This is a genomic window from Seonamhaeicola marinus, from assembly GCF_008085455.1.
In genome coordinates this window covers 595,011-620,840 of the sequence record NZ_VSDQ01000718.1, presented here as the reverse complement: position 1 = coordinate 620,840, position 25,830 = coordinate 595,011, and the positions used below count along the sequence as shown (strand labels likewise).

The window sequence follows — 25,830 nt, the reverse complement described above, 5'->3', positions numbered from 1 at the left end:
TAAACAACTCTATCAGTTAGAAATAAGCTAACCATTATAGTTATAAGCAAGTAAAAGGACTTTTTCATTTAGAATTGAAAATATATAAAGTTAGAAGCGCTAGAGTAAAACAAAATAATATTTGTTAAAAAAAAGACACATAAGAATACAAAACGGAAGTCTACTATTTTAGATCCAATTTCTTCCAATGCTCTTCCTCTAACAAATATAACTAGATCAAAAACAATAGCTATTACTAAACCATAGACAAGTACTATAAAATGATTAATATCTCCAATATATGGCGCATTATATGGACCAGTAAACAGCTTTTCAAAAATCAATATAGAATCAGTTAGGCTAAGTGATCTAAAGAAAATCCATATCAGACTAACTAAAATAAATATTAAAGCATTTCTTAAAAAAATATAATTCTGAGGTATAAGATTAAATCTTTTTTCCACCCCAAGTAAAATTCCATGAGCAGCCCCCCAAATAACAAAGTTCCAAGAACTACCGTGCCATAGACCACCTAATAACATAGTTAAAAAAAGGTTGCGATACTGTTTTATTCTACCATTTCTATTACCTCCTAAAGGAATATACAAATAATCTCTTAACCAAGTAGATAAAGACATATGCCAACGTCTCCAAAATTCTGTAATTGAAGAAGAAAAATATGGTAAATTAAAATTCCTTTTAAACTCAAATCCTAACAATTTAGCCGTACCAATCGCTATATCTGAATATCCACTGAAATCAAAGTAAATCTGAAAAGAGTACAGAACAACGGCCATTAATATACTTGAAGCATTATGGATATCTGGTGCATTATAGATTCCATCAATCATACTACCTATTGAATCTGCAACAACTACCTTTCTAAAAAAGCCAACAATAATTTGAAACAGGCCTTCTTTAAACTTTTTGTGACTCCAAACTCTTTGGTTTGCTATTTGAGGCAACAAATTGGAAGCTCTTTCTATAGGACCTGCTACTAATTGAGGAAAAAAAGAGACGAAGGTTGCAAAGTTTATAAAGTTCTTTGTAGGTTTTAAATCTCCTCTATAAATATCAATAGAGTAAGACATGGTTTGAAATGTAAAAAATGATATACCTACAGGAAGAATAATATTTAATGTACTAATCCCAACATCGTAACCAAGTAAAGCACAAAAATCAACCCATGAACTAATAAAAAAATTAAAATACTTAAATGTAGCTAAGAGCCCTAGATTAGAAATCAAACTCAAAATAAGATAAAACTTTTTCCTCTTAATAGACGCATCAATTATAATTCCGAGTATGTAATCAATTACAGTAGAAAAAATTATTAAAGATAAAAACCTCCAGTCCCACCAGCCATAAAAAAAATAACTAGCTATTAAAAGTAATACGTTTTGAATTTTGAGATGCTTTTTACCTAGAAACCAATAAAGTACGAAAACAATAACAAAAAAAACAAGAAAAGCTACAGAGTTAAAAATCATGCAAATAAATATTTAAAAGTCTAAATATTATCGACGAATATATCAATAAAAATCTCAATATAAATTAGGCAGATGTTTTTTTTCTAAAAAAGCAAAATATCTGGTAGTTAATCGTAAAAAGATGAAATTTCAACAACTTTTTTTATAATAGTTTATATCAATTTTACATCTTTACAAAAATTTTTTTGATGAAAATACTTGTTACTGGTGCCGCTGGATTTATTGGCTTCCATGTATCCCAAATACTTTTAAAAAAAGGGTATGATGTTATCGGACTTGACAACATTAATAATTATTATGATGTTGAACTCAAGTTCTCTAGACTTAATGAATTAGGTATATCTAAAGAACACGCTAATTCCTTCAATAGATTATGTGAAAGTCAAAGTCTTAAGAGATTCAAATTTGTAAGAATGAATTTAGAAAATCGCGAAGAGCTTCCTAAATTATTCGAAACTGAAAATATTGATATTGTTTGTAACCTTGCGGCCCAAGCTGGCGTTAGATATAGTCTCGAGAATCCAGAATCTTATGTCGATTCTAATCTGGTAGGTTTTTTAAATATTCTTGAGTGCTGCAGAAATTTCAATATAAAACATTTAGTTTACGCAAGTAGCTCTAGTGTTTATGGTTTAAACAAAAAAATACCATTTTCAACCACAGATAATGTTGACAACCCAATAAGTCTCTATGCTGCTACTAAAAAGAGTAATGAGTTAATGGCTCACACTTATAGCCACTTATTCAAATTCCCTACTACAGGACTAAGATTCTTTACAGTTTATGGCCCTTGGGGAAGACCTGATATGGCAATGTTTCTGTTTACCGATGCTATAACTAAAAATAAGCCCATTAAGGTTTTTAATTATGGTAAAATGGAACGAGATTTCACTTATATTGACGATATAGTTGAAGGTATTGTTAGAATTATTGAAAAGGATACAACTAAAAGAGTCGAAAACAAGGAATTATATAAAATATATAATATAGGAAATAATAATTCAGTTAAACTTTTAGACTTTATTACTGAAATTGAGAAAAACTTAGGAAAAGAAGCCCAAAAAGATATGCTTCCTATTCAACCAGGAGATGTAGAACGTACTTGGGCAAATGTAGACGATTTAATAAAAGATTATGATTACAGTCCAAACACCTCTATTGAAGATGGAGTAAGTCAGTTTATTGACTGGTTTAAAATGTATTACAACGTAAATTAATTATAAATAAGTAAATTTAATCGTAAAAAAATGCGTAATTAACATAATAAGTATTTTAATTAGATATTTTTTTACATATTTGCTCGGCAAAAACCCGAATCTAAAATGATTGAACAATTAAAAAACAAAACTGTCCTTGTTACTGGTGGAGCTGGATTTATTGGTTCCAACCTATGTGAAGAACTTTTATCACATGACATTAAAACTATTTGCTTAGATAATTTTTCAACAGGCAAAAGACATAATATAGAACCTTTTTTAAATGACTCTAACTTTACTTTAATAGAAGGAGATATCCGTAGTATTGAAGACTGTCGCAAAGCTTGTAGTAATGTAGATTTTATTCTACATCAAGCAGCACTTGGTTCTGTACCAAGATCCATAAAAGACCCCGCTACTTCTAACGATGTAAATGTTTCAGGTTTTTTAAATATGTTAATAGCTGCTAAAGATGCAAGTGTTGAAAGATTTGTATATGCAGCAAGCTCTTCAACTTATGGAGATCATGAAGCCTTACCTAAAGTAGAGGAAACTATAGGTAAACCATTATCACCTTATGCCATAACTAAGTACGTGAATGAATTGTATGCCGATATTTTTAACAAAACATATGGACTTAATACTATTGGCCTGAGATATTTTAATGTATTTGGAAGACGCCAAGACCCTAATGGTGCTTATGCCGCGGTAATTCCTAAATTCGTTCAACAATTTGTAAAACATGAATCTCCATTTATTAACGGTGACGGTAGTTACTCAAGAGATTTTACATACATAGATAATGTTGTTCAAATGAATCTTAAAGCCATAACATCTCAAAACGAAGACTGCTTAAACGAAGTTTACAATGTAGCCTTTGGTGAAAGAACAACCCTTTTAGAACTAACCACATTATTAAAAGAATACCTTTCTGAATTTGATCCTGAGATTAAAAATGTAGAAGTTAAACATAGAGAGAACAGAACAGGAGACATACCTCACTCACTAGCTTCTATTGATAAAGCAAAAAAACTTCTAAATTACAATCCAGAATATAGCGTGAGTGAGGGCTTAAAAGAAGCTGTAAGCTGGTATTGGAATAATTTATAAAGCTCAATTACTTAAATAACATTATGAAAGTAAAAAATATTTGTTGTATAGGCGCTGGTTATGTTGGCGGACCTACTATGGCAGTTATCGCTCAAAAAAATCCTGAAATAAAGGTTACTATTGTCGATATAAATGAAGAGAGAATTAATGCTTGGAATGATTCTGATTTATCTAAACTTCCTATTTACGAGCCAGGTTTAGCTGAGATCATTAAAGACACCAGAGGAAAAAATTTATTTTTTTCAACTGAAATAGATGAGGCTATTGATAGGTCTGAAATGATCTTTATCTCTGTAAACACCCCTACAAAGACTTACGGAAAAGGTAAAGGACAAGCTGCAGATTTGAAATATATTGAACTTTGTGCTAGAAATATAGCTAAGGTAGCTACTACGGATAAAATAGTGGTAGAAAAATCAACACTTCCTGTTAGAACAGCCGAAGCTGTAAAAAGTATCTTAGACAATACTGGTAATGGAATTAACTTCCACATTTTATCTAACCCAGAGTTTTTAGCTGAAGGAACAGCTATAGAAGATCTATTAAACCCTGATAGAGTTTTAATTGGTGGTGAATCTGAGGAAGCTATAGATAGTTTAGCTATGGTTTATAATAGTTGGGTGCCAGAAGATCAAATTCTTAGAACAAATATATGGTCTTCAGAATTGTCTAAACTTACCGCAAATGCTTTTTTAGCTCAAAGAGTATCTTCTATTAATGCAATTTCAGAACTTTGTGAGCACACAGAAGCGAATGTTGATGAAGTTGCTAGGGCAATAGGAATGGACTCGAGAATTGGACCTAAGTTTTTAAAAGCTTCTGTTGGTTTTGGAGGTTCTTGTTTCCAAAAAGACATTTTAAGCCTCGTTTATATAGCTAGAAATTACAATCTAAATGAAGTTGCTGATTATTGGGAGCAGGTTATAATAATGAATGATCACCAAAAAAGAAGATTTTCAGACAACCTAATAAAAACTCTGTATAATACAGTTTCAGGCAAAAAGATAGCATTGCTAGGTTGGGCCTTTAAAAAGGACACTAATGACACAAGAGAATCTGCTGCGATTTACGTTGCAGACCATTTACTTAATGAACAAGCTCAAATCTCAGTTTATGATCCAAAAGTACCTAAACAAAAAGTTTACGCGGACTTAAATTACCTAAACACAAGATCTGAAAAAGAAAACGAGACAAATGTGGCTGTTGAAAATTCTCCGTATGATGCTATAGACGGTGCTCATGCCATTGCCATAATGACTGAGTGGGATGAATTCAGGAACTATGACTGGGAGGAAATTTATAACAAAATGAAAAAACCTGCTTTCGTATTTGATGGTAGAAACATACTTGATAAAAATAAAATAAACAAAATAGGGTTTAAATACTATTCAATTGGTCAATAATAAATATTATGAATGAACAAAAAATAGCAGTAATCGGTTTAGGTTACGTAGGACTTCCTTTAGCAAGATTATTTGCTACTAAATATAACGTTGTTGGTTTTGATATAAACCAAGAAAGAGTTAATGAACTTATGAGTGGTGTAGACTCAACTTTAGAAGTTGACAATGACATTCTTAAAGAAGTTATTAAAGAAGATAACAATGAATCAAACGGTTTATTTTGTAGTACATCACTAGATTCTATTAAAGATTGTAATTACTACATTATAACTGTCCCTACTCCCATTGACAAAAACAACAGACCCGATTTAACCCCTTTATATAAGTCAAGTCAAACCGTTGGTAAAGTTCTAAAAAAAGGAGATATTGTTATTTATGAATCTACTGTTTACCCTGGTGTTACTGAGGATGAATGCATTCCTGTTTTAGAAAAAGAAAGTGGCCTAGTTTATAACAGAGACTTTTTTGCTGGTTATTCTCCAGAAAGAATTAACCCAGGTGATAAAGAACACACAGTAGAAAAAATATTAAAAGTTACTGCTGGATCCACCCCTGAAATAGGGAAAAAGGTAGATGAATTGTATGCAGGAGTTATTAAAGCCGGCACGCATTTAGCTCCAACAATTAAAGTTGCTGAAGCGGCTAAGGTGATTGAAAACTCGCAAAGAGATATTAATATTGCTTTTGTTAATGAATTGGCTAAAATATTTAATTTAATGAATATTGATACTCATGATGTTCTTGAAGCTGCTGGTACAAAATGGAACTTCTTACCATTTAAACCAGGTTTAGTCGGTGGACACTGTATTGGTGTTGATCCTTACTACTTAGCTCAAAAAGCGCAAGAGGTAGGCTACCATCCAGAAATCATCTTAGCTGGACGCAGAGTTAATGATGGTATGGGTAATTATGTAGCTTCTGAAATAATAAAACTAATGTTGAAAAAAGACATTAAAATTAAAGGAGCCAATATTCTAGTTCTAGGGATTACTTTTAAAGAGAATTGCCCAGACGTTAGAAACACCAAGGCTGTTGATGTAGTAAATGAATTAAATACTTACGGAACTAATGTTACTATATACGATCCATGGGCTAACCCTGAAGAGGTAATGCATGAATATGGATTAAACACTACTAACAAACTGCCAAACGAAACTTATGACGCTATAGTTTTAACAGTAGCTCACAAGGAATATTTGAATCTAAACCTAAATGATCTTTTAAACTCAAATGATGGAGTGATTTATGATGTAAAAGGAGTTTTAGATAATAGCGAAGTATCCGGAAGATTATAATAAAAATAAAAACTTGCAAAAAAGTTAAATAGAGACCAAAACTCTATTTAACTTTTTTTATACGTTGCTTAAAACTAAATTTAAAGTATTATAGACAAGTGCATCTGGTTTCAAATAGGAGTGATAATAGTCTCTATTATTTTCCATAATAGATTTTAACACCTCAGGACTTTTAGTTAAATAATCTATGTTCCTAATTAAATCATTGACTTCTACAAATTCTAAATAATTTTCATTTTTATTAAAATCACCTGGCACTTCATAATATAGAGGCTCAGAAATAATAGCACGAGCGGCACAAACGTATTCGGTAAGCTTCCCTCCTATTGAACTGTGAATTCCGGTTGTGGCAATACAAATTGAAGCGGATTTCATAAGCTTTAAATAATTCTTTCTATTCGTAAATTCAAAAGGTAACAAAAACTCCTTTTCTAAAACAGAACTCGAATAAGAATCTGTTGATATACCGCCAATAAAACGTTCGCCATATTCCTTTTTTAGCGTCTTTACTATTGTAATTCTAAAATTGTTTATTGCTTCTCTTTGCAGTTTACTTTCTTCATTTTTTGCACCATCTGGTGGCCACAGCCTAGCGGAAAACAAAATTCTAATCTCCTTATCATCGATTAATAAATCTGGGTAATGCTCAAAATCTTTCACGAAAAAATTAGCATTAACTTTCATCAAACGTCTAAAAAGAGAATTATTCTTAAGCTTCTTTTTTACAGACTCAATTGAATTTAGTTTTTCAATATCAAAATAAGGTGTAATATTATAGTACAGACCTAATGGTAACAGCTTTACCAAAGATTGACTTTCAAGAGTTTTACTAAAACTACGTTTAAAATAATAATCGCACTTAAAGGTGTTTCTAAAATACTCTATATTCTCATTGGTTTCAGCATCTATCCAATTATACCCATCTAAAGTATCGTAATAAATAATAATAGATTCATTTATTACAACTCTAATAACAGATTTATCTTTTAATTCTTTATGAACTAATCTATTTGAAAACTCTAAATTAATGACTTGAGCATCATGTAATAACTTAAACCCAGTGTATAACTGATTTAAATGAGGTATGTTTTTATACTCAACAACACAGTTGATCATCTCAGTGCTTTTTAATAAAAAAGAGCAATCAACAAGAAATTGTGATTGCTCCTTATCCTATATATTTAATTTATTTATTGTACATCTACCAGATTTATAAACTCTTCAATATTTGTATAACCATCATTATCTAAATCTAAAAAGCTATCGTCTTCATTAGGGTTTAATCCCATGGCAATTTCCCACAAATCGGGCATACCATCTCTATCCGTATCAAAGTCAATTCCTCTAGTATTAGTAGGTAACTCAGGATAAATCATTTTAGATCTATCTGTTTTAGGTCTATATCTAAACCACTCAGGCTCCTCAATAGGCTTAGGTTGATAGCAACCATCACAACTATTTTCTCTAACATCAGCCACAAATTGCTCATCAACTATATCCAAATATTTAGATTCAACTCCTTTTTCATCAATAGAAGCATTGGCTCCAGAATCTTCAAGTATATTATCATAAGCATAATCGGGTTGATAGGTTTCAATAGGCACTCCAAGATTTGGAAATGGAGAATAAGCCCTGTAAGTTGATTGATCTGCAGGATCGCCATTCCAAACTACTACATTACGCTCCCAGTTATCTTCTCCTGGTTCCAAAGGATTCCATTTATCAATAATTTTATTATTATCTACGAATAACTTCGGTATCAGATATCTAGTTGAAGTAAGATAATCTCCTATTTTATGTCTTGCTCCATAACTTGCACCAGATACAGGACCCGCTTTATAATAGTTACCAATTACATTGCTTTCACTATTATTAAAGAATGAACATAATCTATTTCTAAAATTAAAAACTACATTATTTACAATTTCTGCTTGAGCATTACCAGATACATTAGGAAAACGGTGATCAACATGCACAAACAAGTTCTTATGTACACTATTACTACCTGCCAAAACAACTCTACTATCATCCACAGCTACTGCTCCAACTAAAATACCCGTATAACAATCTCCAATAATGTTTCTTTGAATTGAAATTTCTCCTTGACCACCATCTTGGTTATTATTATCTTGAAAACCAATAGCAGGTGAAGTTGCAGTGTATCTAAATGAACAGTGATCCATTACAACATCGTGCAAGCCTCCACCTCCAAAAGCTGAATGCGAGGTGTCGAAAAAATAATTAGTATTAACAAATCTTATATATCTAATAATAATATTAGATGTATTGTAAGCACCAACTCTTGGACCTTCAATAGTAATACCTCCCTTAGGAGCTGTTTGCCCGGCAATAGTCAAGTTACCATGACGGATTTCAATATAGTCATTAGTTTTTATTGTACCCGAAACATCGAATACTACAATTCTAGGATATTTTCTTGTAACGGCCCATCTAAATGTACCTTCAAAATCACCATCTTCTAAAGTGGTTACATGGAGTACTTTACCTCCTCTACCTCCAGAGGCATAACCACCAGCACCTTCGGCGGTAGGGAATGCCTTTAACTCAGACGATACTATTTCATCTAAAAAAACATCTTCAGTACTAGTAGGTGTTTCTTCATTACTATCTTCGGGGACTTCTTCTTCTTCTTCTTCTTCTTCTTCAATAATTTCGTTATCAATCAATAATTCTTCAGTAAAATACTCTTCATTATTGCAAGAGACAAAAAATACAAAAAACGAAAATAATATACTAATCATTATAAAAGTCTTTTTTTGTGTAGGCATGATTCTTTTTCTCATTGGGAATTTCTATTATTTAGGGAAAAACTTCTATAACAATGATAAAATTATTAACTTAAAACAAACGATAAAAAGCGAATGTTTTCGATGAATTACCTCAAAAAGAAATTCAACAATCGATTAAAAACAAATTTAATCGATGAAATCACATTTCAGCATATATCCTTCAAAATAAACATAAATAGTTAGCCCTGTTTAGAACCTATATTATGTTCCATAAAAAAATAATTCCACAAAAGTAACTAAACCACAGGGTATTAGAAATTACACACAATAAATTTATGAACACTTTATGAACAAAAAATAAGAAAAGACCATCCTTTCAACATTAAGCGTGCAATTTTAATAAACAATATTGAATTTCATCGAAAAAATGAGACAGATGAATAATTTTTAAACAATATTCCTATTTTTTTTTAATATTTGTTCCAAACAATTGTATTACTATAATATGCCTACCAAATCTTTTTTAAAATCTAGTCTTTTCACTCCCTTCCCTCTTAGCTATTCATGTAATTGTAATGATTAGGTAATGTCTAGAGTTAAGAAAACTTTGAAAAATGCAAAAATTGGATTGCTTTTTTATTCAATCATAGTTTTTGTTCATTTTTTTTCAAGAAAATACTTCTTACAGTACTTAGGTGATGAGTTTATTGGTGTAACAACAACCCTAAGAAGCATATTAAGCTTTTTAAACTTAGCCGAACTTGGTGTTGGAACAGCTGTTGGGTTTGCCCTTTACAAACCCTTGTTCAATGACAATAGAGATGAGTTAAATAAGATAATCTCTTTGGTTGGCTTTATTTATAAAAAAATAGGGTATTTTATTTTAATTACGGGTGCATTAGTTTCCTTGTTTTTTCCAATAATATTTGACAATACCGAAATAAATTTATCTATTATCTATTTTGGTTTTTATAGTTTTTTAATTGCAGCTCTTCTTACATACTTTTATAACTATCATTTAATTCTACTTGAAGCAGACCAAAAAGCTTATGTTGTTACCTCCTATTTTCAATCAGCTAACATTGTAAGACTGCTGCTTCAAACAATTTTAGCAATTTATACGCAAAGCTTTTTTGTTTGGATATTTCTCGAACTTATTTTCTCTTTTATATTTTCTATAATTATTAGAAAAAAAGTAAAGCAAACTTACCCTTGGTTAATACTTAACTCAAAAAGCACGAAAGACATCCTTAATGAGTTTAAAACGTTAACTAAAAAAATTAAGCAAACTTTTATTCATAAAATAAGTGCATTTGTGCTTACTAGTACAGACCAACTATTAATTTTCTCTCTAATAAGCGTAAAAAGTGTTGCTTTTTTTGGTAATTATCAATTAATTTTCAACCAGATAAATAGTCTACTAAATAGCTTTTTTAAAGGCAGTGGTGCTAGTATAGGTAATCTTGTTGCAGAAAACAATAGAGATAATATTGATAAAATATTTTGGGAATTAATGGCCATAAGGTATTTTATTGGCGGTATAGTATCAATTGGTATTTTTTATTTACTAGAACCATTTATAAGTGTATGGCTGGGCGAAAAATACGTTTTAAACAGGTTTGTACTAATCTTAATGGTTATTAATTTTTTAATATCCCAAATTAGAGTTCCAGTTGAAAACTTTAAAAATGCTTATGGCCTATTTTCTGATACTTGGGCTCCAGCAGTTGAAATAATTGTAAATCTCGGTATTTCATTGGTTTTTGGAAGATTATGGGGTATTGCTGGTATTATGTTAGGAACTTTAGTCAGCTTAAGCATAATTGTGATTCTATGGAAACCGTTTTTTTTATACAGAGCAGGTTTTAAGAGAAATTTTCTAGATTATTGGAAACATAACCTTAAACTCCTTTTAAGTTTATTTTTGAGCTTTTACATAATAGATTTTTGTACAAAAACATTTATGCCAAAAATTAGTATCAGTAATTTTTATGAATTAGTAATTTTTGCCATAAAGATTTCTATATGTGTAATTGTAATTTATACTCCGATCCTATATTTATTTAACAAGGGATTTAGAGATGCTACACAAAGATTTTTAGTTATCATTAAAAACTTAAACAAATCATGGAAAAAATAAAGATATCCATAATTATACCTGTTTATAATGTTGAAGCCTATATAGATAGGTGTTTAGAATCTGTCATTAATCAAACACATAAAAATTTAGAGATTCTTCTAATTAATGATGGAGCTACTGATAATTCAGGAAAATTGTGCGATGATTATGCCTTAAAAGATTCAAGAATAAAAGTAATTCATCAAAAAAATAAAGGGTTAAGTGGAGCCAGAAATACTGGGCTAAAATTGGCTACTGGTGATTACATTAGCTTTATTGATAGTGATGATTGGGTTGAAGCCAATATGCTAGAACTTATGTTAGAAATCTCTTTAAAGCAAAACGTAGACCTAGTAGAATGCAACCTTCAAAAACTAACAGAGATAGATAACTCCATAAGTAGATCAGGAACTACTAGAATCGAAAGCAAAATTGAAGCACTTAAACGCATAGTTAGCAACCAAAGTTTTTCTGTATGGAGAAGATTATATAAAGCACATTTGGTAAATAACATAAAATTTGTTGAAGGTAAAAACTCTGAAGATGTTTATTTTACAATTTCTGTTTTTAAAAGTATTGAAAAAATTGCTTATTCAACAATGCCATTGTATAATTATTTCATAGGAGGTACTAGTATTACAAGAGGAGGATATAGATTAAAAACATTAGACACTGTGGATGCAGCCATTTATTTGGAAAAGGAAATCAGTAAAAATTACACCAATAAAGATTTATTAAAGACCTCTATAGACTTTTTAGTAACAATATTATTATACAATTACAAACAACTCAATACACATACAAAATTAGACCCTCAATACACTCATCGTAAAAAATTAAAAAAGCTAATAAAAGAATACTATAAATCTTGTACTAAAAATTCGCAAATAATACTGGCTAACTACGCCCCTATTAGCCTATTTAGCTCTGTTATAAACCTTTATAGAAACAATGACTAGTGTTAATAAAAATATAGCTTTTGTTATTCCTAGCTTAGGACCAGGAGGTGCAGAACGTGTAGTAGTTACTCTTGCTAATAGATTATGTGCAAAATACAACATCCTTTTAATCTTGTTATACAAAGAGCACAATATCCTTTATGACATAGATTCAAGAATTAAAATTTCTTATTGTGCTGAGTATTTAAAAGAAAGTACCAATTTTATAAATGCTTTCAAAAACAACAAAAGAAATATTTCTATAATTTCCAATTTTATAAAAGACTACAAAATAAATCTATTAATTGGATTTACTACCACTAGTAATATATTAAGTGTTTTATCAGCTAAAAGATGTAGAATACCTTGTATTATCAGTGATAGATCTAATCCCTATGCAACTCAGTTAAGCTCATTTTGGCGTTTAATAAGATACTTAACCTATCCAAGGTGCAATTATTTAGTTGTACAATCAAAACTGAGTCTAGAATTTTACAAAAATGTAAAACTTAAAAAACTAAAAGTATTACCTAACCCTTTATCTGAGAACTTAACTCTTAAAAGGAAAAGTTCTACAAAAGAAAATATAATTTTATATGTTGGTCGCTTAGATTCTAATAAGGCTCAAGATGTTTTATTAAAAGCCTTTTCTAATTTAAAAGAAACACGTAAAAACTGGAAATTAGTGTTAGTTGGTGATGGCAATAAAAGAAAGACATATGAAACCTTAACAAAAGACTTAGGAATTGAAGATTCTGTAGTTTTTACTGGCAGAATTAATAATCCAGAAATATACTACAATAAAGCAAAAATATTTGCTTTTACATCAAAGTCTGAAGGTTTTCCAAATGCCTTAATTGAAGCAATGTATTTTGGGCTTCCTTGTGTATCGACTGATTGTCCATCTGGACCATCAGAACTTATCGAAGACAATACCAACGGGTTTCTCATCCCTGTTGGAGATGTCTTACTTTTGGAGCAAAAATTAAAAACTCTAATTGAAAACGAACAATTGCGAAATGAAATGTTACAAAAAGCTAAATCTAAGGGAGAGGAGTTTCATGTTAATAACGTTAGTGATAAATGGGAAAAACTTATAATCAAACTATTATAAAATAGATGTTTTACTTAAAATATATTATACTTGCTTTTATAGTACTAAATATTCCCGAAATTGCAGTACGCAACTTGGGAACCACAATAGGAACTATTTCAAGTTATTCCTTATTTATATTTTTATTACTTTATTTTTTGTTTAAAAAGGATAGAGGAAAAGTAAATGTCCCTCTTGTGGTAGTTGGCTTCTTATATTATATTATTTCTAGTTTTCAAAGTCAATGGGCCCTTGGAACTTTTGCTTTTCACGCAATAAAATTTTTTATTGTAATAATATGTGCTAACGAGGTTGCCCGGGATACAACCCCCAAAGAGCTTTCCTTTCTATTTGTAATAGGAGCTATAAGTATTATACTTCACCCATTCTTGTTCGAAGATAATTATTATGGTAGATACAGCGGATTTTACTTTAACCCTAATTCTGGAGCGTATGCCGCCATAACTGCATTTGCGCTAACGTTTAGTTATAAAAAAGGACTTCTTAAACTTGGTAAAACTCTCTTATCTAGTTTTGGGGGGTTAATGACTTTTTCTAGGACATTTGTTATTTTATGGGTATTAATGAACCTATTATCAATTAGACTGAATATTAAAAACTTGAGAATTATTGGTTATGGTATTATAGCGTTAATAGTAATTGTTTCATTAAAGGACACCCTAGGGCTAAATACCAAAAGAATTGACGAATTTACCGCTTTAGCAAATAACGACCAAAGAGGGGCAAAAGGATTAACAGAAGATTCTAGAACAGCAACTTGGAGTCATTATTATAATCTTATTTATAAAAAACCCCTATTTGGTAATGGCTTTCATTATTTTCAAGGAGGTCATATTAGCTCAATTAAGGTTGGAGTACATAACTCATTTCTCTTAATTTTAGGAGAGGCAGGAGTACTCCCTTTTATATTTTTTGTGCTATATATAGTCTATCTTTTAACTCAGTCATATAAACGTTTTATGAAAGCACCTTATCTATTTATGATGACAATGGCTTTAACAGCAACCCTATTAGCAGATCATGGTTTTTTTTACTTACCAATATTTCCCTTTGTGACAATGTGGATTCATAACCAAATCAATATTGAAAAAGAAAAAGAATCTGATATTAATCTAAAACCTATGTTAACTACTTAAATGTAAACCTATATGTGCGGTATTTATATAACAAATATTGATTACAGCCAAGATAAAGTACACAAAAAACTAGAAGGTATAAAATTTCGAGGCCCTGATAATATAGGCATTGAAAAAAATAATGCTATTACTATTGGCCACTTACGATTATCTATATTAGATCTTAATAATAGATCTCATCAACCAATGCATTATAAACACTTATCCATTACTTATAATGGTGAAGTATATAACTATGATGATGTAAAAAAAGAATTAATAAGCTTAGGTTATGAGTTTGAAACTGAAAGTGATACTGAAGTTTTATTAATAGGTTATTATGAATGGAAAGAAAAGGTATTAGATAAGATTAATGGTATGTTTGCCTTTTCTATATATAACTCTCAAGCAAATACAATATTTTCTGCTAGAGACCGATTAGGTGTAAAACCATTTTATTACTATTGGAAGGACGGGAAATTTGAAATTTGTAGTCAATTAAGGCCTTTAATCACCTCCAATAGCAAAATAAATAATGAAGCGATTAGTATATATTTGGACTGTGGTTATATACCTAGCCCACACTCAGCTATAGAGCATATTTACAAATTGCCTCCAGGCCATTTTTTAAAAATAGATTTAAATTCTAATACTATCAATTCTGGTATATATTGGGATTTAAACAAAACGGAATTAACTACTAAGTCCTACAGAGAAGCCAAAGAAGAAATTCATGATTTACTTTTGGATGCCGTTAAAATAAGATTAAGATCAGATGTACCTATTGGGTCTTTCTTATCTGGAGGTATAGATTCCGCTCTTGTATCTGCACTAGCAACTAAAATATCCGATAAGCCAATCAACACCTTTTCTATTGGTTTTGAAAACAAAAAATTTGATGAAAGTCAGGTTGCTGAACAATACGCTGAAATTTTAGGAACCAATCATAAAACTATACTTTGTAAAATTGAAGATGTATTAGATCTAATACCTAAATACACTGAAGTTTATGATGAACCCTTTGCAGATAGTTCTGGTCTCCCCTCTTTATTATTAAACAAAACAACTAAACAATATGTTACTGTTGCTTTATCTGGAGATGGTGGTGATGAAAGTTTTATTGGCTATGATTATTTTTCTTTTTTAAAAAAGAACAAAATAATATTTTTAATTCCTTTAGCCATAAGAAAAGTGCTTGTTAAATTAAAAGTATTAGACCTTTTAAGAGGCATCTCGCGAAAAAGCATTCCTGAAAAACTGTTCTTAACAAAAAATATAAATCAATATATAATAGGCCACTTTACTGGTTATGATAGTTTCCAAAAAAGGCGTTCTACATCCTGGTTAACTAATTATAATAATTTCAAAAGAACTGCTAAACATTATTTACAGAGAGCAGCAGATTTAAATATTAAGCTTTGGTTAGAAAACGACAGTAATGTAAAGGTAGATAGAGCAAGTATGGCTTATTCTGTAGAAGTAAGAAGTCCTTTTTTAGATTATAGAGTTGTAGAAAAAGCGAGAACATTTCCCATTAAATATAGATATAGAGATAATGTTAGAAAAAAAATACTACGAGATATACTAAAAGATTATATTCCTGAAAGTGTTTTTGATCAACCAAAAAAAGGTTTTAGTGTACCTCTTGGTGAGTGGATGAGAAATGAACTAAAAGATGAGATTACTTCTAATTTAAATGATGATTTTTTAAATTTTGTACCTAATTTAAATATAGAAAAGTTTAAAGAACGTTTAAACAAACACATGAATAATGAAGCAGATTACAAAACTAATGTTTGGAAGCTTTATGTGCTAAGAAAGTGGTACGAAGAGTTTGGATTTTACCCTAAAAATAAAAAAAATGGGTAAGAAAAAAGTTTTATTCGTCCTACCTACTTTAACAGCAGGTGGAGCTGAACGTGTTTTTTCATTTGTAGCTCAAAATATCAATAGCGATAGTTTTGATGCAAGTCTACTTATAACAGGTTTGTCTAAAGATGCTGCTTATAAAATAGAAAATGTTCCAACTTATTTTTTGGAAAAACAAAGAGTTTTATTTGCTGCCTTTGGACTTTTTAAACATTTACTAAAACATAAACCCAAAATAGTTTTAAGCTCTATAGGACATTTAAATACTGTTATGGGGTTAATATCCGTATTTTTCCCAAAAACTACATTTATTATTCGTGAAGCCAGTGTAGTTTCTGTTATGAATAACGTACATAAAGGAAAAAAAAGCTTTAGTTTATCATCCAAATTAAGAAGTGTTCTTGCCGGTATTAGCTATAAAATGGTAGATAAAGTAATTTGTCAATCCAAAGACATGTCAATAGACTTTATTACAAGCTTTAAAATGAACCCAAAAAAAGTTACTGTTATTAATAACCCAATAACAAATATTTATCCTGTTAAAAAAGAACATTTTAACACCCCTGTAAAGTTTATCACAATTGGCAGGTTAAGTAAAGAAAAAGGTCACTTAAGAATCTTAAAAGCCCTAAAAGAACTAGATTTCGATTTTAATTATACCATAATAGGAAGCGGTCCTTATAAAGATATTATTTTTAACACAATTAGCGATTATAAATTAAATGAAAAAGTAACCTATATACCATACACCAATGAAGTTTCTAGACACTTGTGTGAACATGATATGTTTTTACAAGGGTCTTATGTTGAAGGGTTTCCCAATACTGTTTTAGAAAGCTGTTTTGTTGGAACTCCTGTTTTAGCTTTTAATGTACCAGGTGGAACCAAAGAAATTATTCAACATGAAAAAAACGGCTATTTGGTAAATAATGAGAAAGATTATCTAAAATACCTGAAATACACTAATAAATTAACCCCTGAATCAATAAGAGCTTCTGTTGAATCTAAATTTAGCTCTAAAGTTATTTTAGATCAATACGAAGAGTTATTTAAATAAAGTAGTAATGGAAAATCAACCCTTTAGAATACTACAAGTTTTAACAATTATGAATCTTGGCGGAGCAGAAACCATGATCATGAACTATTATCGAAATATAGATAGAACTAAATTACAGTTCGATTTTTTATTGCATAGAGAGGAAAAAGGTCATTTTGATGATGAAATAATAGCACTTGGTGGAAAAATATATAGAATGCCAGCCATCTCTCCTAAAAACTATTTTAACTATAAAAAGGCCCTTAATGATTTTTTTGATGAGCATCCAGAATATAAAATTGTTCACTCTCACTTGAATGCTTTAAGCAGTATTATTCTCGGTATAGCCAAAAAGAAGTACGTACCTGTTAGAATTGCTCATAGTCATTTGGCGGTAGAACCTTTTGCTCTAAAGAAGATTTTTAAAAAGAATACAGACATAAAAGCTACCATAAAAGACAGTATACAGTCTCTTATAAAAGGTGGAGTTCCAAAATCTGCTTCTCATTATTTTTCATGTGGAATAAAAGCTGGAGATTGGCTTTTTGGAAAGAAAAACAGAGATAAAGTGTTGGTAATAAACAACGCTATAGATTCATCTAAATTTACCTTCTCTTCTTTTCTAAGTAAAAAAAAGAAAGAAGAATTGGGTATTACAGGAAAAAAGGTAATTGGACATGTTGGAAGATTTAATGAACAAAAAAACCACTTCTTTCTAGTAAATATATTTAATGAGATTTTAAAAAAAGACAAAAACTGTATTCTTGTTCTTGTAGGTTCCGGAAACTTGCAACCTAGTATAGAAGAAGAAGCCAAAAGACTAAAAATATATGAAAGCATCAAATTTTTAGGATTGAGAACCGATATCCCTGAGATATTACAGAGTTTTGACCTTTTCTTATTCCCATCTCTATACGAAGGATTACCTGTTACTTTAATAGAAGCTCAAGCATGCGGCTTAAGAATTGTAACAACCAATACAGTAACATCCGAAGTGGATATTACTAACTTAATTACTTTTAAGTCCTTAGAAGATAGTTATGAAGATTGGGCTTATACTGTTCTAGAAAGAATAAATTATACAAGAGAAAATACTAACCATCTTATAGAAAAAGGTGGTTATGATATTTTTGAAAACGCAAGAAATCTACAAACCTTTTACTTAAACTATTACATATAATGTGCGGAATTAATGGATATATCAGTTTTAAGAGTGAACCTGAAGAAAAATTAAAGGCAAACATGACTCAAATGAATGATTTAATCATTCATAGAGGCCCTGATGAAGATGGAGTTTTTATAAATAGCACTCCTGAATTTGGATTAGGCATGGCAATGAGAAGACTTTCTATTATTGATTTAAGTTCTGGGAAACAGCCTATTTATTCAGAAGATAACAGCATTGTAATTGTTTTTAATGGCGAAATATATAATTACCTTGAACTTAAATCTAAACTAGAACTAAAAGGAGTTAAGTTTAAAACTACTAGTGATACCGAGGTAATTTTAAAACTTTATGAACAATATGGTACGAGTTCTTTTAAAGAACTAGATGGCATGTTTGGGTTCAGTATCTATGACAAAAACAAAGAAAAGATATTTATTGCTAGAGACTTTTTTGGAGAAAAGCCTCTATACTACAGTCAAGATGGAGATAAATTAATATGGGCTTCAGAATTAAAGTCTTTGGTAAATCAACTAAGCCAAAAACCTAGTATCAATAGTACTGGCTTAAATCTATATTTTAGACTCACTTATATTCCTGCACCGTACAGTATATATGAAAATGTTCATAAACTTAGCACAAATAGTTATATTGAAGTTGATATCAATAAAAAATCTTTCGAAATACGTCCAATTGAAGATGAAATAAAGGGCGGTATAGAAAAAGTAGATGTATCTTTAAATGAAGCTAAAGAGAAAGTAAAGGATTTAGTTAGTGAAAGTGTAAAAAGCAGGTCAATTTCAGATGTTCCATTAGGAACTTTTCTTTCGGGTGGTGTTGATTCTTCAATTGTTTCATTATGTCTTGCTCAAAACTCTTCACAACCAATAGACACCTTTTCTATTGGTTTTGAAAAAAAATCTTATGACGAAACCGATAAATCTAGAGTTGTAGCCAAACTAATAAATAGTAAACACCACGAATTCGTAATTAATGAAAAAGATCTAGAAGAAGATATAGACAAAATACTATTAAATTTTGACGAGCCATTTTCAGACTCTTCTTCACTACCAACATATCTTGTTTCTAATAGAACAAAAAAACATGTAACAGTAGCTTTAACCGGAGATGGAGGTGATGAAGTTTTTGGCGGTTACAACAAATACTATATGGGAAAACTTAACAGTAGATATACCAAAGTTATTCCTAAAGGTTTACATAACCTAATAAACAATGTTACCTCGCCTTTATTAAAAACATCAAATGACAACAGAGGTAAACGCTTTAAAATAAAAAGGTTACTAAACTCAGTAGATTATAATGGAGAATTTTATTGGGATATACTTTCTTTAGGTTACACTAAAAATACGTTAAGTAAATATTTGCAAGGCAAATATATTAACGACAATTTATTCTCTGTTTATAAAGATATTACAGGTATTTCTAATCCTAAAACATTAACGGATTTTAGACTTATTGATAAGGTAACCAGTTTAGAAGGAGATATGCTTGTTAAGGTGGATAGAACCAGTATGCTAAATTCTTTAGAATGTAGAGCTCCATTTTTGAATAAAAAATTATGGAACTATACAAATACACTCCCCGAAAACTATTTGATGAGAGGTTGGGACAAAAAGTTTATTTTAAAAGAAGCTTTTCGAGATCAATTTCCTAAAGATTTTTTAGACAAAAGTAAAAGTGGTTTCGGCGCTCCTGTTGGGGATTGGCTCAAATTATCTTTAAGGCAAGAATTAGAAAAATATATAGAAAAAAGTGCTCTAGTAAAACAAGATATTTTTAATGTTGATAGTATTATTAAATTAGTTCAAAATCACATATCTGGAAAAGAAGACAATACTTTTAAAGTTTGGACTTTTTATTGTTTCCAAAAATGGTATTTCAACACCTACAATAATATTTAAAATGAAAAAGAAAATTATTAGAGTAACTACTGTTCCTATATCATTGGGAGGGTTGCTACAAGGACAATTAAAATTTATGTCGTCTTTTTATGAAATACTTGGAGTATCATCTGTTGGCGTTGACAACAAATTAAAAAAAGTTGGACAACAAGAAAAAGTCAGAGTCTTACCCATTGAAATGACCAGAAAAATAACTCCTTTCCAAGATATTAAAGCTCTTATTAAACTTTATAAGCTTTTTAAAAAAGAAAAGCCTTTGATTGTGCATTCTCATACTCCTAAAGCAGGGACGTTATCAATGATAGCTGCAAAGTTCGCCGGAGTACCTCATAGATTACATACTATTGCTGGACTTCCTTTATTAGAAGCTAATGGACTTAAAAGAACCATCCTTAATACAGTTGAAAAAATCACTTATTCCTGTGCTACTAAAATTTATCCAAACTCATTTGGTTTAAAAGAAATAATTCTTAAAAACAAATTCACTACTAAAAAGAAAATCAAAGTAATAGCTAATGGTAGCTCTAATGGTATAGATACTGAAGTTTTTGATAACTCTTTGTATTCTCAAATAGAAAAAGATAATTTAAGGAAAACTTTGAATATTAGTAAAGATGATTTAGTTTATATTTTTATAGGTAGAATAGTTACAGACAAAGGAATTAATGAATTAATAGAAGCCTTCAGCAAAATTAATAAAACATCTAATAATGTTAAACTCTTATTAGTTGGAGGTTATGAGTCTGAATTAGACCCTTTAAGTTCTAAAACACTAAATATTATAGAAACCAACAAAAACATTATCTCAACTGGTTGGGTAAATGATGTAAGATCTTATCTTTCAATATCAAATGTTTTAACCTTTCCAAGTTATAGAGAAGGATTTCCAAACGTGGTAATGCAGGCTGGAGCCATGGGGCTACCTTGTATTGTTTCAAATATTAATGGTTGTAATGAAATAATTATTGAAGGGGAAAATGGCACAATAATACCTGTAAAAGATTCTGATGCTCTATACAATTCTATGCTAAAATTCTATAACAACAAACAACACTTTGACTCTAAAAAATGTAGAGATTTGATAGTAAAAAGATATAAGCGGCAAGTTGTATGGGATGCTCTATTAAATGAGTACCAGCAAATTGATAATAGCTAACCTTTTCTTTTACATACTTTTTAAATAGAGTAATAAATTATTATCATATGTATAGAAATTTTTTAAAGCGAGTTCTTGATTTCTTTTTAGCTTTAATTTCTCTCTTGATTTTCTCGCCTATTTTTATAGTAATAACGTTAGTTCTAATATTTGTGAATGAAGGTAAGCCTTTTTTCACACAGAAAAGACCAGGGAAAAATGAAAAAATATTCCGTATCATTAAGTTCAAATCAATGACCGATAAAAAAGATATTAATGGTAATTTACTACCAGATAGTTACAGACTAACATTTTTTGGTAAAATACTAAGAAAAACATCTTTAGATGAAATTCCTCAATTACTTAATGTGATTAAAGGTGACATGAGTTTTATTGGTCCTCGCCCACTTTTAATTAGGTATTTACCATATTACACTGAGAAAGAGAAATTAAGACATTCTGTTAGACCAGGCATCACAGGGTTAGCACAAATTTCTGGTCGTAATTTTTTAAATTGGGATGAACGTTTACAAAAAGACGTAGAGTATGTTCAAAACTTATCTTTGTTTTTTGATATTAGTATTCTATTTAAAACACTAAAAAAAGTAATTTTAAGAAAAGATGTTGCAGAAAATGCCACAGCTATAATGATAGATTTAGATGAACTCAGAAGAAAAAATTAATTGGGCTATTTTAGTAACGGGATGGGGTCGCAGCGCTAAAGACTTAATAAAGGCATATTCAAAAAACAAACTTGAAAGATCCAACATAAAGCTTTTGGTATATGAAGAAACACCCTGTGGAGCTAAAGACTTAGCAGAACAATACAACATTGAGACCCTTCGGTTAATAAAAAAAGACTATTCAGATTCAAAGTCCTACCAAACCGCTTTAACTAATGAGTTAAAGAAAAGAAAAATTGATTATATTTTTCTGTTAGCATTTAAACATATTATAAAAGAGGAAATGCTAGATGCTTTTCCTAACAGAATACTAAATATACACCCTTCACTTTTTCCTAGTTTTTTAGGAACTCAAACCGCTATTCAAGATGCTATAGACTATGGTGTAAAAGTATCAGGAATTACGACGCATATTATTGACGAAAAAGTAGACTATGGCACTATTATCTGTCAAAAAGCAATAGATTTTCCTGAAGGAAGCACTTTAGAATCTTTGTATCCAAAATTTTCTAAAAAAGGAAAGAAAATAGTTTTGGAAACTATTAACGAAATAGAACAGCTTCACTTTGTTCAAAAGTAAATTTCTCATTATCAAAAAAAACAACATTTTAACGTATAAAATTATATATTAAAAATGTAGTTTTTAACTTTGATTAACCCTTTTTATTAGAAATGAAGATCTATAGATTATTTAAAAGAATTTTTGACTTATTTTCTGCAATAATTGCCTTTTTATTATTGTCCCCATTGTTCATTGTTGCATGTATTTCTTTATTTATTACTAATAAAGGAAAAATATTCTTTTTACAAGAACGCCCTGGTAAAAATGGTGGTATATTTAAAATTATCAAATTTAAAACTATGAGAGATTTAAAGGCTACAGATTCCAGTGCTCATAGTTTAAATAGAGTAACTAAAATTGGAAGTGTTATAAGGAAGTATTCTATTGATGAAATTCCGCAACTAATTAATGTCATTAAAGGGGATATGAGCATTGTAGGACCTCGTCCGCTTTTAGTTCAATATCTGCCTCTTTATAATGAGCATCAAAAAAAGAGACATAATGTTTTACCAGGTATCACTGGGTGGGCTCAAATAAAGGGAAGAAACTCATTGTCTTGGGATGAAAAATTTAATTTCGATGTTTGGTATGTAGAAAACCAATCACTTTTATTAGATTTAAAAATAATTCTCCTAACCATAAAAAAAGTTCTTAAACCTGACGGTATAAACAATGATGATAGTTCTGATATTGTTATGCCCGAATTTACTGGTTCAAACTAAAATTATTTCTTAATATAATATTCTAAACAAACAAGCAAAAAAAAAAAAACAACTACAACATCTAGAGCTAATGAGTTTAAGAAGTGTTAAACTAGAATTTAAGACCATAAAAAATAATTCAGATAGGGAATTATATAATTCTTATGTAGAATTAATAGGAAATAACAGTGTTTTTTATTCACTTGATTATTGTAATTCTTCGAATGAAACAGAAAACATTAGTTATTTTTTGTTGAAAGAGGATGATGAACCAAAGGTTTTAATGCCAATTCATATTAATGAGATTAAATCTAAAGGAGTTCAAAACCTTAAGGAAAAGTATTATGATGCCATCTCCCCTTATGGATACAATGGCCCATTATTTAATAGTACTACAGAATGTCTTTTAAAAAAATTCTGGGAAGAGATTGATACTTGGTATAAAGACAACAATGTGGTTACGGAGTTCATACGTTTTAACTTAAACGGGAATCAAGAAAATTATACTGGTTTTCTAATAGAATCATTAAGAAATGTTAAAGGCAAATTAACAAACTTTGAATCTATATGGACTAATTTTAAACAAAAAGCTAGAAATAATTACAGAAGAGCATTAAAGCATAATTTAAAAATTGAATTTTTGCACAAAAATATTGAAGATACTCATATTGAAAATTTCTACCATATTTACATGAGTACCATGAAAAGAACAGGGGCTACTGTTAATTATTTCTACCCAAAAAGTTATTTTTTAAACCTTATTAAAAATAATATAGAAAATATTGTTCTAGTATTTGTTTATTTTGAATCCAAACCTATTTCTACAGAACTTATAATTATTGATAACCATACACTTAACTCTTATTTAGGAGGGACTTTATCTGATTATTTTAACTACAGACCAAACGACTTCTTAAAAGTAGAAACCATTAAATGGGGTTTAGAAAATAATATGAAATACTACTCTTTAGGAGGTGGAAGAAAAGATAACGATAACTTATATTCTTACAAAAAAACATTTTTCCCTAAAGACAACGATGCTATATTTTATACAGGAAGAAAAATTATTAATAATGAGGTATACAATATCCTTTTAAGAAACATTGATGTTGACTATACTGAAATGAGTCATCCAATCGATGATTCCAACAATTATTTTCCTCTATACAGGAACAAAAAAAACACTATGAAAGAAAAAGATTTAGAAGTTATGACCTCTAAATTGGAAGTGATTACAACCAAGGAAAATTGGGATGCTTTTCTAGCGGAAACCGATTTTTTTGACTTCTATCACACCTATGATTATCATCAACTATCCAAAGATGAGAAAGATAAAGCTATTCTATTAAAATATACAGAAGGAGATTACCTAATTGGCATTCCCTTGCTTATTAGAAATATTGAAAATACTGCATATTATGATGCAACCTCTGTTTACGGTTATTGCGGCCCTATAAGAGTTGGTGTCCCTGAAAACTTTAATAATATTCATTTCAAAAAAGCATTATCAGAGTTTTTATCTCAAGAAAAAATAGTATCTGTTTTTTCTAGGTTAAATCCTTTTATTAGTGTGCAGAAAGAAATTTTACAAGATATAGGAGAAATTATTGAATTGGGAAACGTTGTTAATATAGATTTAACCAAAGACGTTGCAGAACAACGTACTCTTTTCTCTAAAACAACCAAACGATACATAAACAAATGCAGAAAGGCATTCGATGTTAGAAAAGGGGTATCTGAGGAAGATTTAATGACTTTTATGGATTTATATTATGAAAATATGGATCGTGTAAATGCTAAAAAACATTATTACTTCTCTAAAGAATATTTTCTGGACTTTATAAAAAGTACTGATTATGAAACGGATGTGTTAATGGCAATTGATAAAGAAACTCAAGAAATCGTATCTGCTGCTATGATGGTAAAAACTAATACTATCATTCAATATCATATTTCTGGAACAAGAAACGCCTATCTAAACCTATCTCCTATTAGACTGCTAATAGATGAAATGAGAATTAATGCATCTGGTGACGGGAAATATAAATATTTTAACTTAGGTGGTGGCTTAGGCAATAATGAAGATGAATTATTTAGATTCAAATCTTCATTTTCAAAAGATTTCAAAAAGTTTAAAATCTGGAAACATATTGTCAACCAAGAAGTGTATGATAATTTGGTAGAAGAAAAAAATGTTACTGATAAAACTTCAAATTTTTTCCCTCTTTACAGAAGTGGTGAATAACAT

The 25,830-nt window shown here is 29.8% G+C and carries 20 protein-coding genes; 17 read left to right on the top strand and 3 right to left on the bottom strand.

The genetic code is table 11. The annotated features are described in order from the left end of the window. Positions 1–68: 68 nt before the first annotated feature. Complete coding sequence (locus tag FUA24_RS20220) at positions 69–1,070, bottom strand: MBOAT family O-acyltransferase (RefSeq protein ID WP_394344233.1); 1,002 nt, start codon at positions 1,068–1,070, stop codon at positions 69–71. Positions 1,071–1,657: 587 nt separating this feature from the next. Between FUA24_RS20220 and FUA24_RS20215 the strand changes: the two genes are divergently transcribed. The 4 genes from FUA24_RS20215 to FUA24_RS20200 all read left to right on the top strand — a co-directional run bounded on the left by FUA24_RS20215 (position 1,658) and on the right by FUA24_RS20200 (position 6,473). Next, on the top strand, positions 1,658–2,686 hold the full coding sequence (locus tag FUA24_RS20215) for an NAD-dependent epimerase (RefSeq protein WP_148544862.1): 1,029 nt from the start codon (positions 1,658–1,660) through the stop codon (positions 2,684–2,686). Positions 2,687–2,791: 105 nt separating this feature from the next. After that, positions 2,792–3,775 carry an SDR family oxidoreductase gene (locus tag FUA24_RS20210; protein WP_148544861.1) on the top strand — a complete coding sequence of 328 codons (984 nt, stop codon included), beginning with the start codon at positions 2,792–2,794 and terminating at the stop codon, positions 3,773–3,775. 23 nt (positions 3,776–3,798) lie between these two features. Beyond that, positions 3,799–5,178, top strand: coding sequence for a nucleotide sugar dehydrogenase (locus FUA24_RS20205; RefSeq protein WP_148544860.1), 1,380 nt, complete (start codon positions 3,799–3,801; stop codon positions 5,176–5,178). 8 nt (positions 5,179–5,186) lie between these two features. After that, a complete protein-coding gene (locus FUA24_RS20200) occupies positions 5,187–6,473 on the top strand; it encodes a nucleotide sugar dehydrogenase (RefSeq protein ID WP_148544859.1) in 1,287 nt (428 codons plus the stop codon). A 57-nt stretch (positions 6,474–6,530) separates the two neighbouring features. On the opposite strand, the gene FUA24_RS20195 is transcribed toward FUA24_RS20200, so the two are convergent. Both FUA24_RS20195 and FUA24_RS20190 read right to left on the bottom strand, forming a co-directional pair. Continuing rightward, positions 6,531–7,589: a hypothetical protein gene (locus FUA24_RS20195; RefSeq protein WP_148544858.1), complete on the bottom strand. Its 1,059-nt coding sequence runs from the start codon at positions 7,587–7,589 to the stop codon at positions 6,531–6,533. A 74-nt stretch (positions 7,590–7,663) separates the two neighbouring features. Next, the gene (locus tag FUA24_RS20190; protein ID WP_148544857.1) at positions 7,664–9,235 is read right to left on the bottom strand and encodes a hypothetical protein; all 1,572 of its coding nucleotides are present in this window, start codon (positions 9,233–9,235) and stop codon (positions 7,664–7,666) included. Between the two features lie 595 nt (positions 9,236–9,830). Between FUA24_RS20190 and FUA24_RS20185 the strand changes: the two genes are divergently transcribed. The 13 genes from FUA24_RS20185 to FUA24_RS20125 all read left to right on the top strand — a co-directional run bounded on the left by FUA24_RS20185 (position 9,831) and on the right by FUA24_RS20125 (position 25,827). Continuing rightward, complete coding sequence (locus tag FUA24_RS20185; RefSeq protein ID WP_187388338.1) at positions 9,831–11,363, top strand: lipopolysaccharide biosynthesis protein; 1,533 nt, start codon at positions 9,831–9,833, stop codon at positions 11,361–11,363. Further along, positions 11,351–12,301: a glycosyltransferase gene (locus FUA24_RS20180; protein ID WP_148544855.1), complete on the top strand. Its 951-nt coding sequence runs from the start codon at positions 11,351–11,353 to the stop codon at positions 12,299–12,301. The genes FUA24_RS20185 and FUA24_RS20180 overlap by 13 nt, the downstream gene beginning before the upstream one ends. Then, positions 12,294–13,394 carry a glycosyltransferase family 4 protein gene (locus FUA24_RS20175; protein ID WP_148544854.1) on the top strand — a complete coding sequence of 367 codons (1,101 nt, stop codon included), beginning with the start codon at positions 12,294–12,296 and terminating at the stop codon, positions 13,392–13,394. Before FUA24_RS20180 ends, FUA24_RS20175 begins: the two co-directional genes overlap by 8 nt. 5 nt (positions 13,395–13,399) lie before the next feature. Further along, entirely contained in the window at positions 13,400–14,530 is a 1,131-nt protein-coding gene (locus FUA24_RS20170) for an O-antigen ligase family protein (RefSeq protein WP_148544853.1), read from the top strand. A gap of 12 nt (positions 14,531–14,542) precedes the next feature. Next, the gene (gene asnB, locus FUA24_RS20165; protein ID WP_148544852.1) at positions 14,543–16,378 is read left to right on the top strand and encodes an asparagine synthase (glutamine-hydrolyzing); all 1,836 of its coding nucleotides are present in this window, start codon (positions 14,543–14,545) and stop codon (positions 16,376–16,378) included. Next, positions 16,371–17,435, top strand: a complete 1,065-nt coding sequence (locus tag FUA24_RS20160) for a glycosyltransferase (RefSeq protein WP_148544851.1) — start codon at positions 16,371–16,373, stop codon at positions 17,433–17,435. The genes asnB (FUA24_RS20165) and FUA24_RS20160 overlap by 8 nt, the downstream gene beginning before the upstream one ends. A gap of 7 nt (positions 17,436–17,442) precedes the next feature. Then, on the top strand, positions 17,443–18,594 hold the full coding sequence (locus FUA24_RS20155; RefSeq protein ID WP_187388337.1) for a glycosyltransferase family 1 protein: 1,152 nt from the start codon (positions 17,443–17,445) through the stop codon (positions 18,592–18,594). Next, positions 18,594–20,501 carry an asparagine synthase (glutamine-hydrolyzing) gene (gene asnB, locus FUA24_RS20150; protein ID WP_148544850.1) on the top strand — a complete coding sequence of 636 codons (1,908 nt, stop codon included), beginning with the start codon at positions 18,594–18,596 and terminating at the stop codon, positions 20,499–20,501. Before FUA24_RS20155 ends, asnB (FUA24_RS20150) begins: the two co-directional genes overlap by 1 nt. A gap of 1 nt (position 20,502) precedes the next feature. After that, positions 20,503–21,657: a glycosyltransferase family 4 protein gene (locus tag FUA24_RS20145; RefSeq protein ID WP_148544849.1), complete on the top strand. Its 1,155-nt coding sequence runs from the start codon at positions 20,503–20,505 to the stop codon at positions 21,655–21,657. Positions 21,658–21,704: 47 nt separating this feature from the next. Next, positions 21,705–22,319, top strand: coding sequence for a sugar transferase (locus tag FUA24_RS20140; RefSeq protein ID WP_148544848.1), 615 nt, complete (start codon positions 21,705–21,707; stop codon positions 22,317–22,319). After that, entirely contained in the window at positions 22,297–22,899 is a 603-nt protein-coding gene (locus FUA24_RS20135; RefSeq protein ID WP_148544847.1) for a formyltransferase family protein, read from the top strand. The genes FUA24_RS20140 and FUA24_RS20135 overlap by 23 nt, the downstream gene beginning before the upstream one ends. A gap of 98 nt (positions 22,900–22,997) precedes the next feature. Further along, complete coding sequence (locus FUA24_RS20130; RefSeq protein WP_148545034.1) at positions 22,998–23,603, top strand: sugar transferase; 606 nt, start codon at positions 22,998–23,000, stop codon at positions 23,601–23,603. A gap of 70 nt (positions 23,604–23,673) precedes the next feature. Beyond that, positions 23,674–25,827, top strand: coding sequence for a GNAT family N-acetyltransferase (locus tag FUA24_RS20125; protein WP_148544846.1), 2,154 nt, complete (start codon positions 23,674–23,676; stop codon positions 25,825–25,827). Positions 25,828–25,830 lie beyond the last annotated feature (3 nt).

Coding starts and splice junctions, on each gene's coding strand:
- FUA24_RS20160 (WP_148544851.1), top strand. CDS start 16,371: ATGGGTAAGAAAAAAGTTTTATTCGTCCTACCTACTTTAACAGCAGGT.
- FUA24_RS20180 (WP_148544855.1), top strand. CDS start 11,351: ATGGAAAAAATAAAGATATCCATAATTATACCTGTTTATAATGTTGAA.
- FUA24_RS20145 (WP_148544849.1), top strand. CDS start 20,503: ATGAAAAAGAAAATTATTAGAGTAACTACTGTTCCTATATCATTGGGA.
- FUA24_RS20200 (WP_148544859.1), top strand. CDS start 5,187: ATGAATGAACAAAAAATAGCAGTAATCGGTTTAGGTTACGTAGGACTT.
- FUA24_RS20215 (WP_148544862.1), top strand. CDS start 1,658: ATGAAAATACTTGTTACTGGTGCCGCTGGATTTATTGGCTTCCATGTA.
- FUA24_RS20205 (WP_148544860.1), top strand. CDS start 3,799: ATGAAAGTAAAAAATATTTGTTGTATAGGCGCTGGTTATGTTGGCGGA.
- FUA24_RS20155 (WP_187388337.1), top strand. CDS start 17,443: ATGGAAAATCAACCCTTTAGAATACTACAAGTTTTAACAATTATGAAT.
- FUA24_RS20210 (WP_148544861.1), top strand. CDS start 2,792: ATGATTGAACAATTAAAAAACAAAACTGTCCTTGTTACTGGTGGAGCT.
- FUA24_RS20190 (WP_148544857.1), bottom strand. CDS start 9,235: ATGATTAGTATATTATTTTCGTTTTTTGTATTTTTTGTCTCTTGCAAT.
- asnB (WP_148544850.1), top strand. CDS start 18,594: ATGTGCGGAATTAATGGATATATCAGTTTTAAGAGTGAACCTGAAGAA.
- FUA24_RS20175 (WP_148544854.1), top strand. CDS start 12,294: ATGACTAGTGTTAATAAAAATATAGCTTTTGTTATTCCTAGCTTAGGA.
- FUA24_RS20135 (WP_148544847.1), top strand. CDS start 22,297: ATGAACTCAGAAGAAAAAATTAATTGGGCTATTTTAGTAACGGGATGG.
- FUA24_RS20170 (WP_148544853.1), top strand. CDS start 13,400: ATGTTTTACTTAAAATATATTATACTTGCTTTTATAGTACTAAATATT.
- FUA24_RS20125 (WP_148544846.1), top strand. CDS start 23,674: ATGAGTTTAAGAAGTGTTAAACTAGAATTTAAGACCATAAAAAATAAT.
- asnB (WP_148544852.1), top strand. CDS start 14,543: ATGTGCGGTATTTATATAACAAATATTGATTACAGCCAAGATAAAGTA.
- FUA24_RS20140 (WP_148544848.1), top strand. CDS start 21,705: ATGTATAGAAATTTTTTAAAGCGAGTTCTTGATTTCTTTTTAGCTTTA.
- FUA24_RS20220 (WP_394344233.1), bottom strand. CDS start 1,070: ATGTCTTACTCTATTGATATTTATAGAGGAGATTTAAAACCTACAAAG.
- FUA24_RS20195 (WP_148544858.1), bottom strand. CDS start 7,589: ATGATCAACTGTGTTGTTGAGTATAAAAACATACCTCATTTAAATCAG.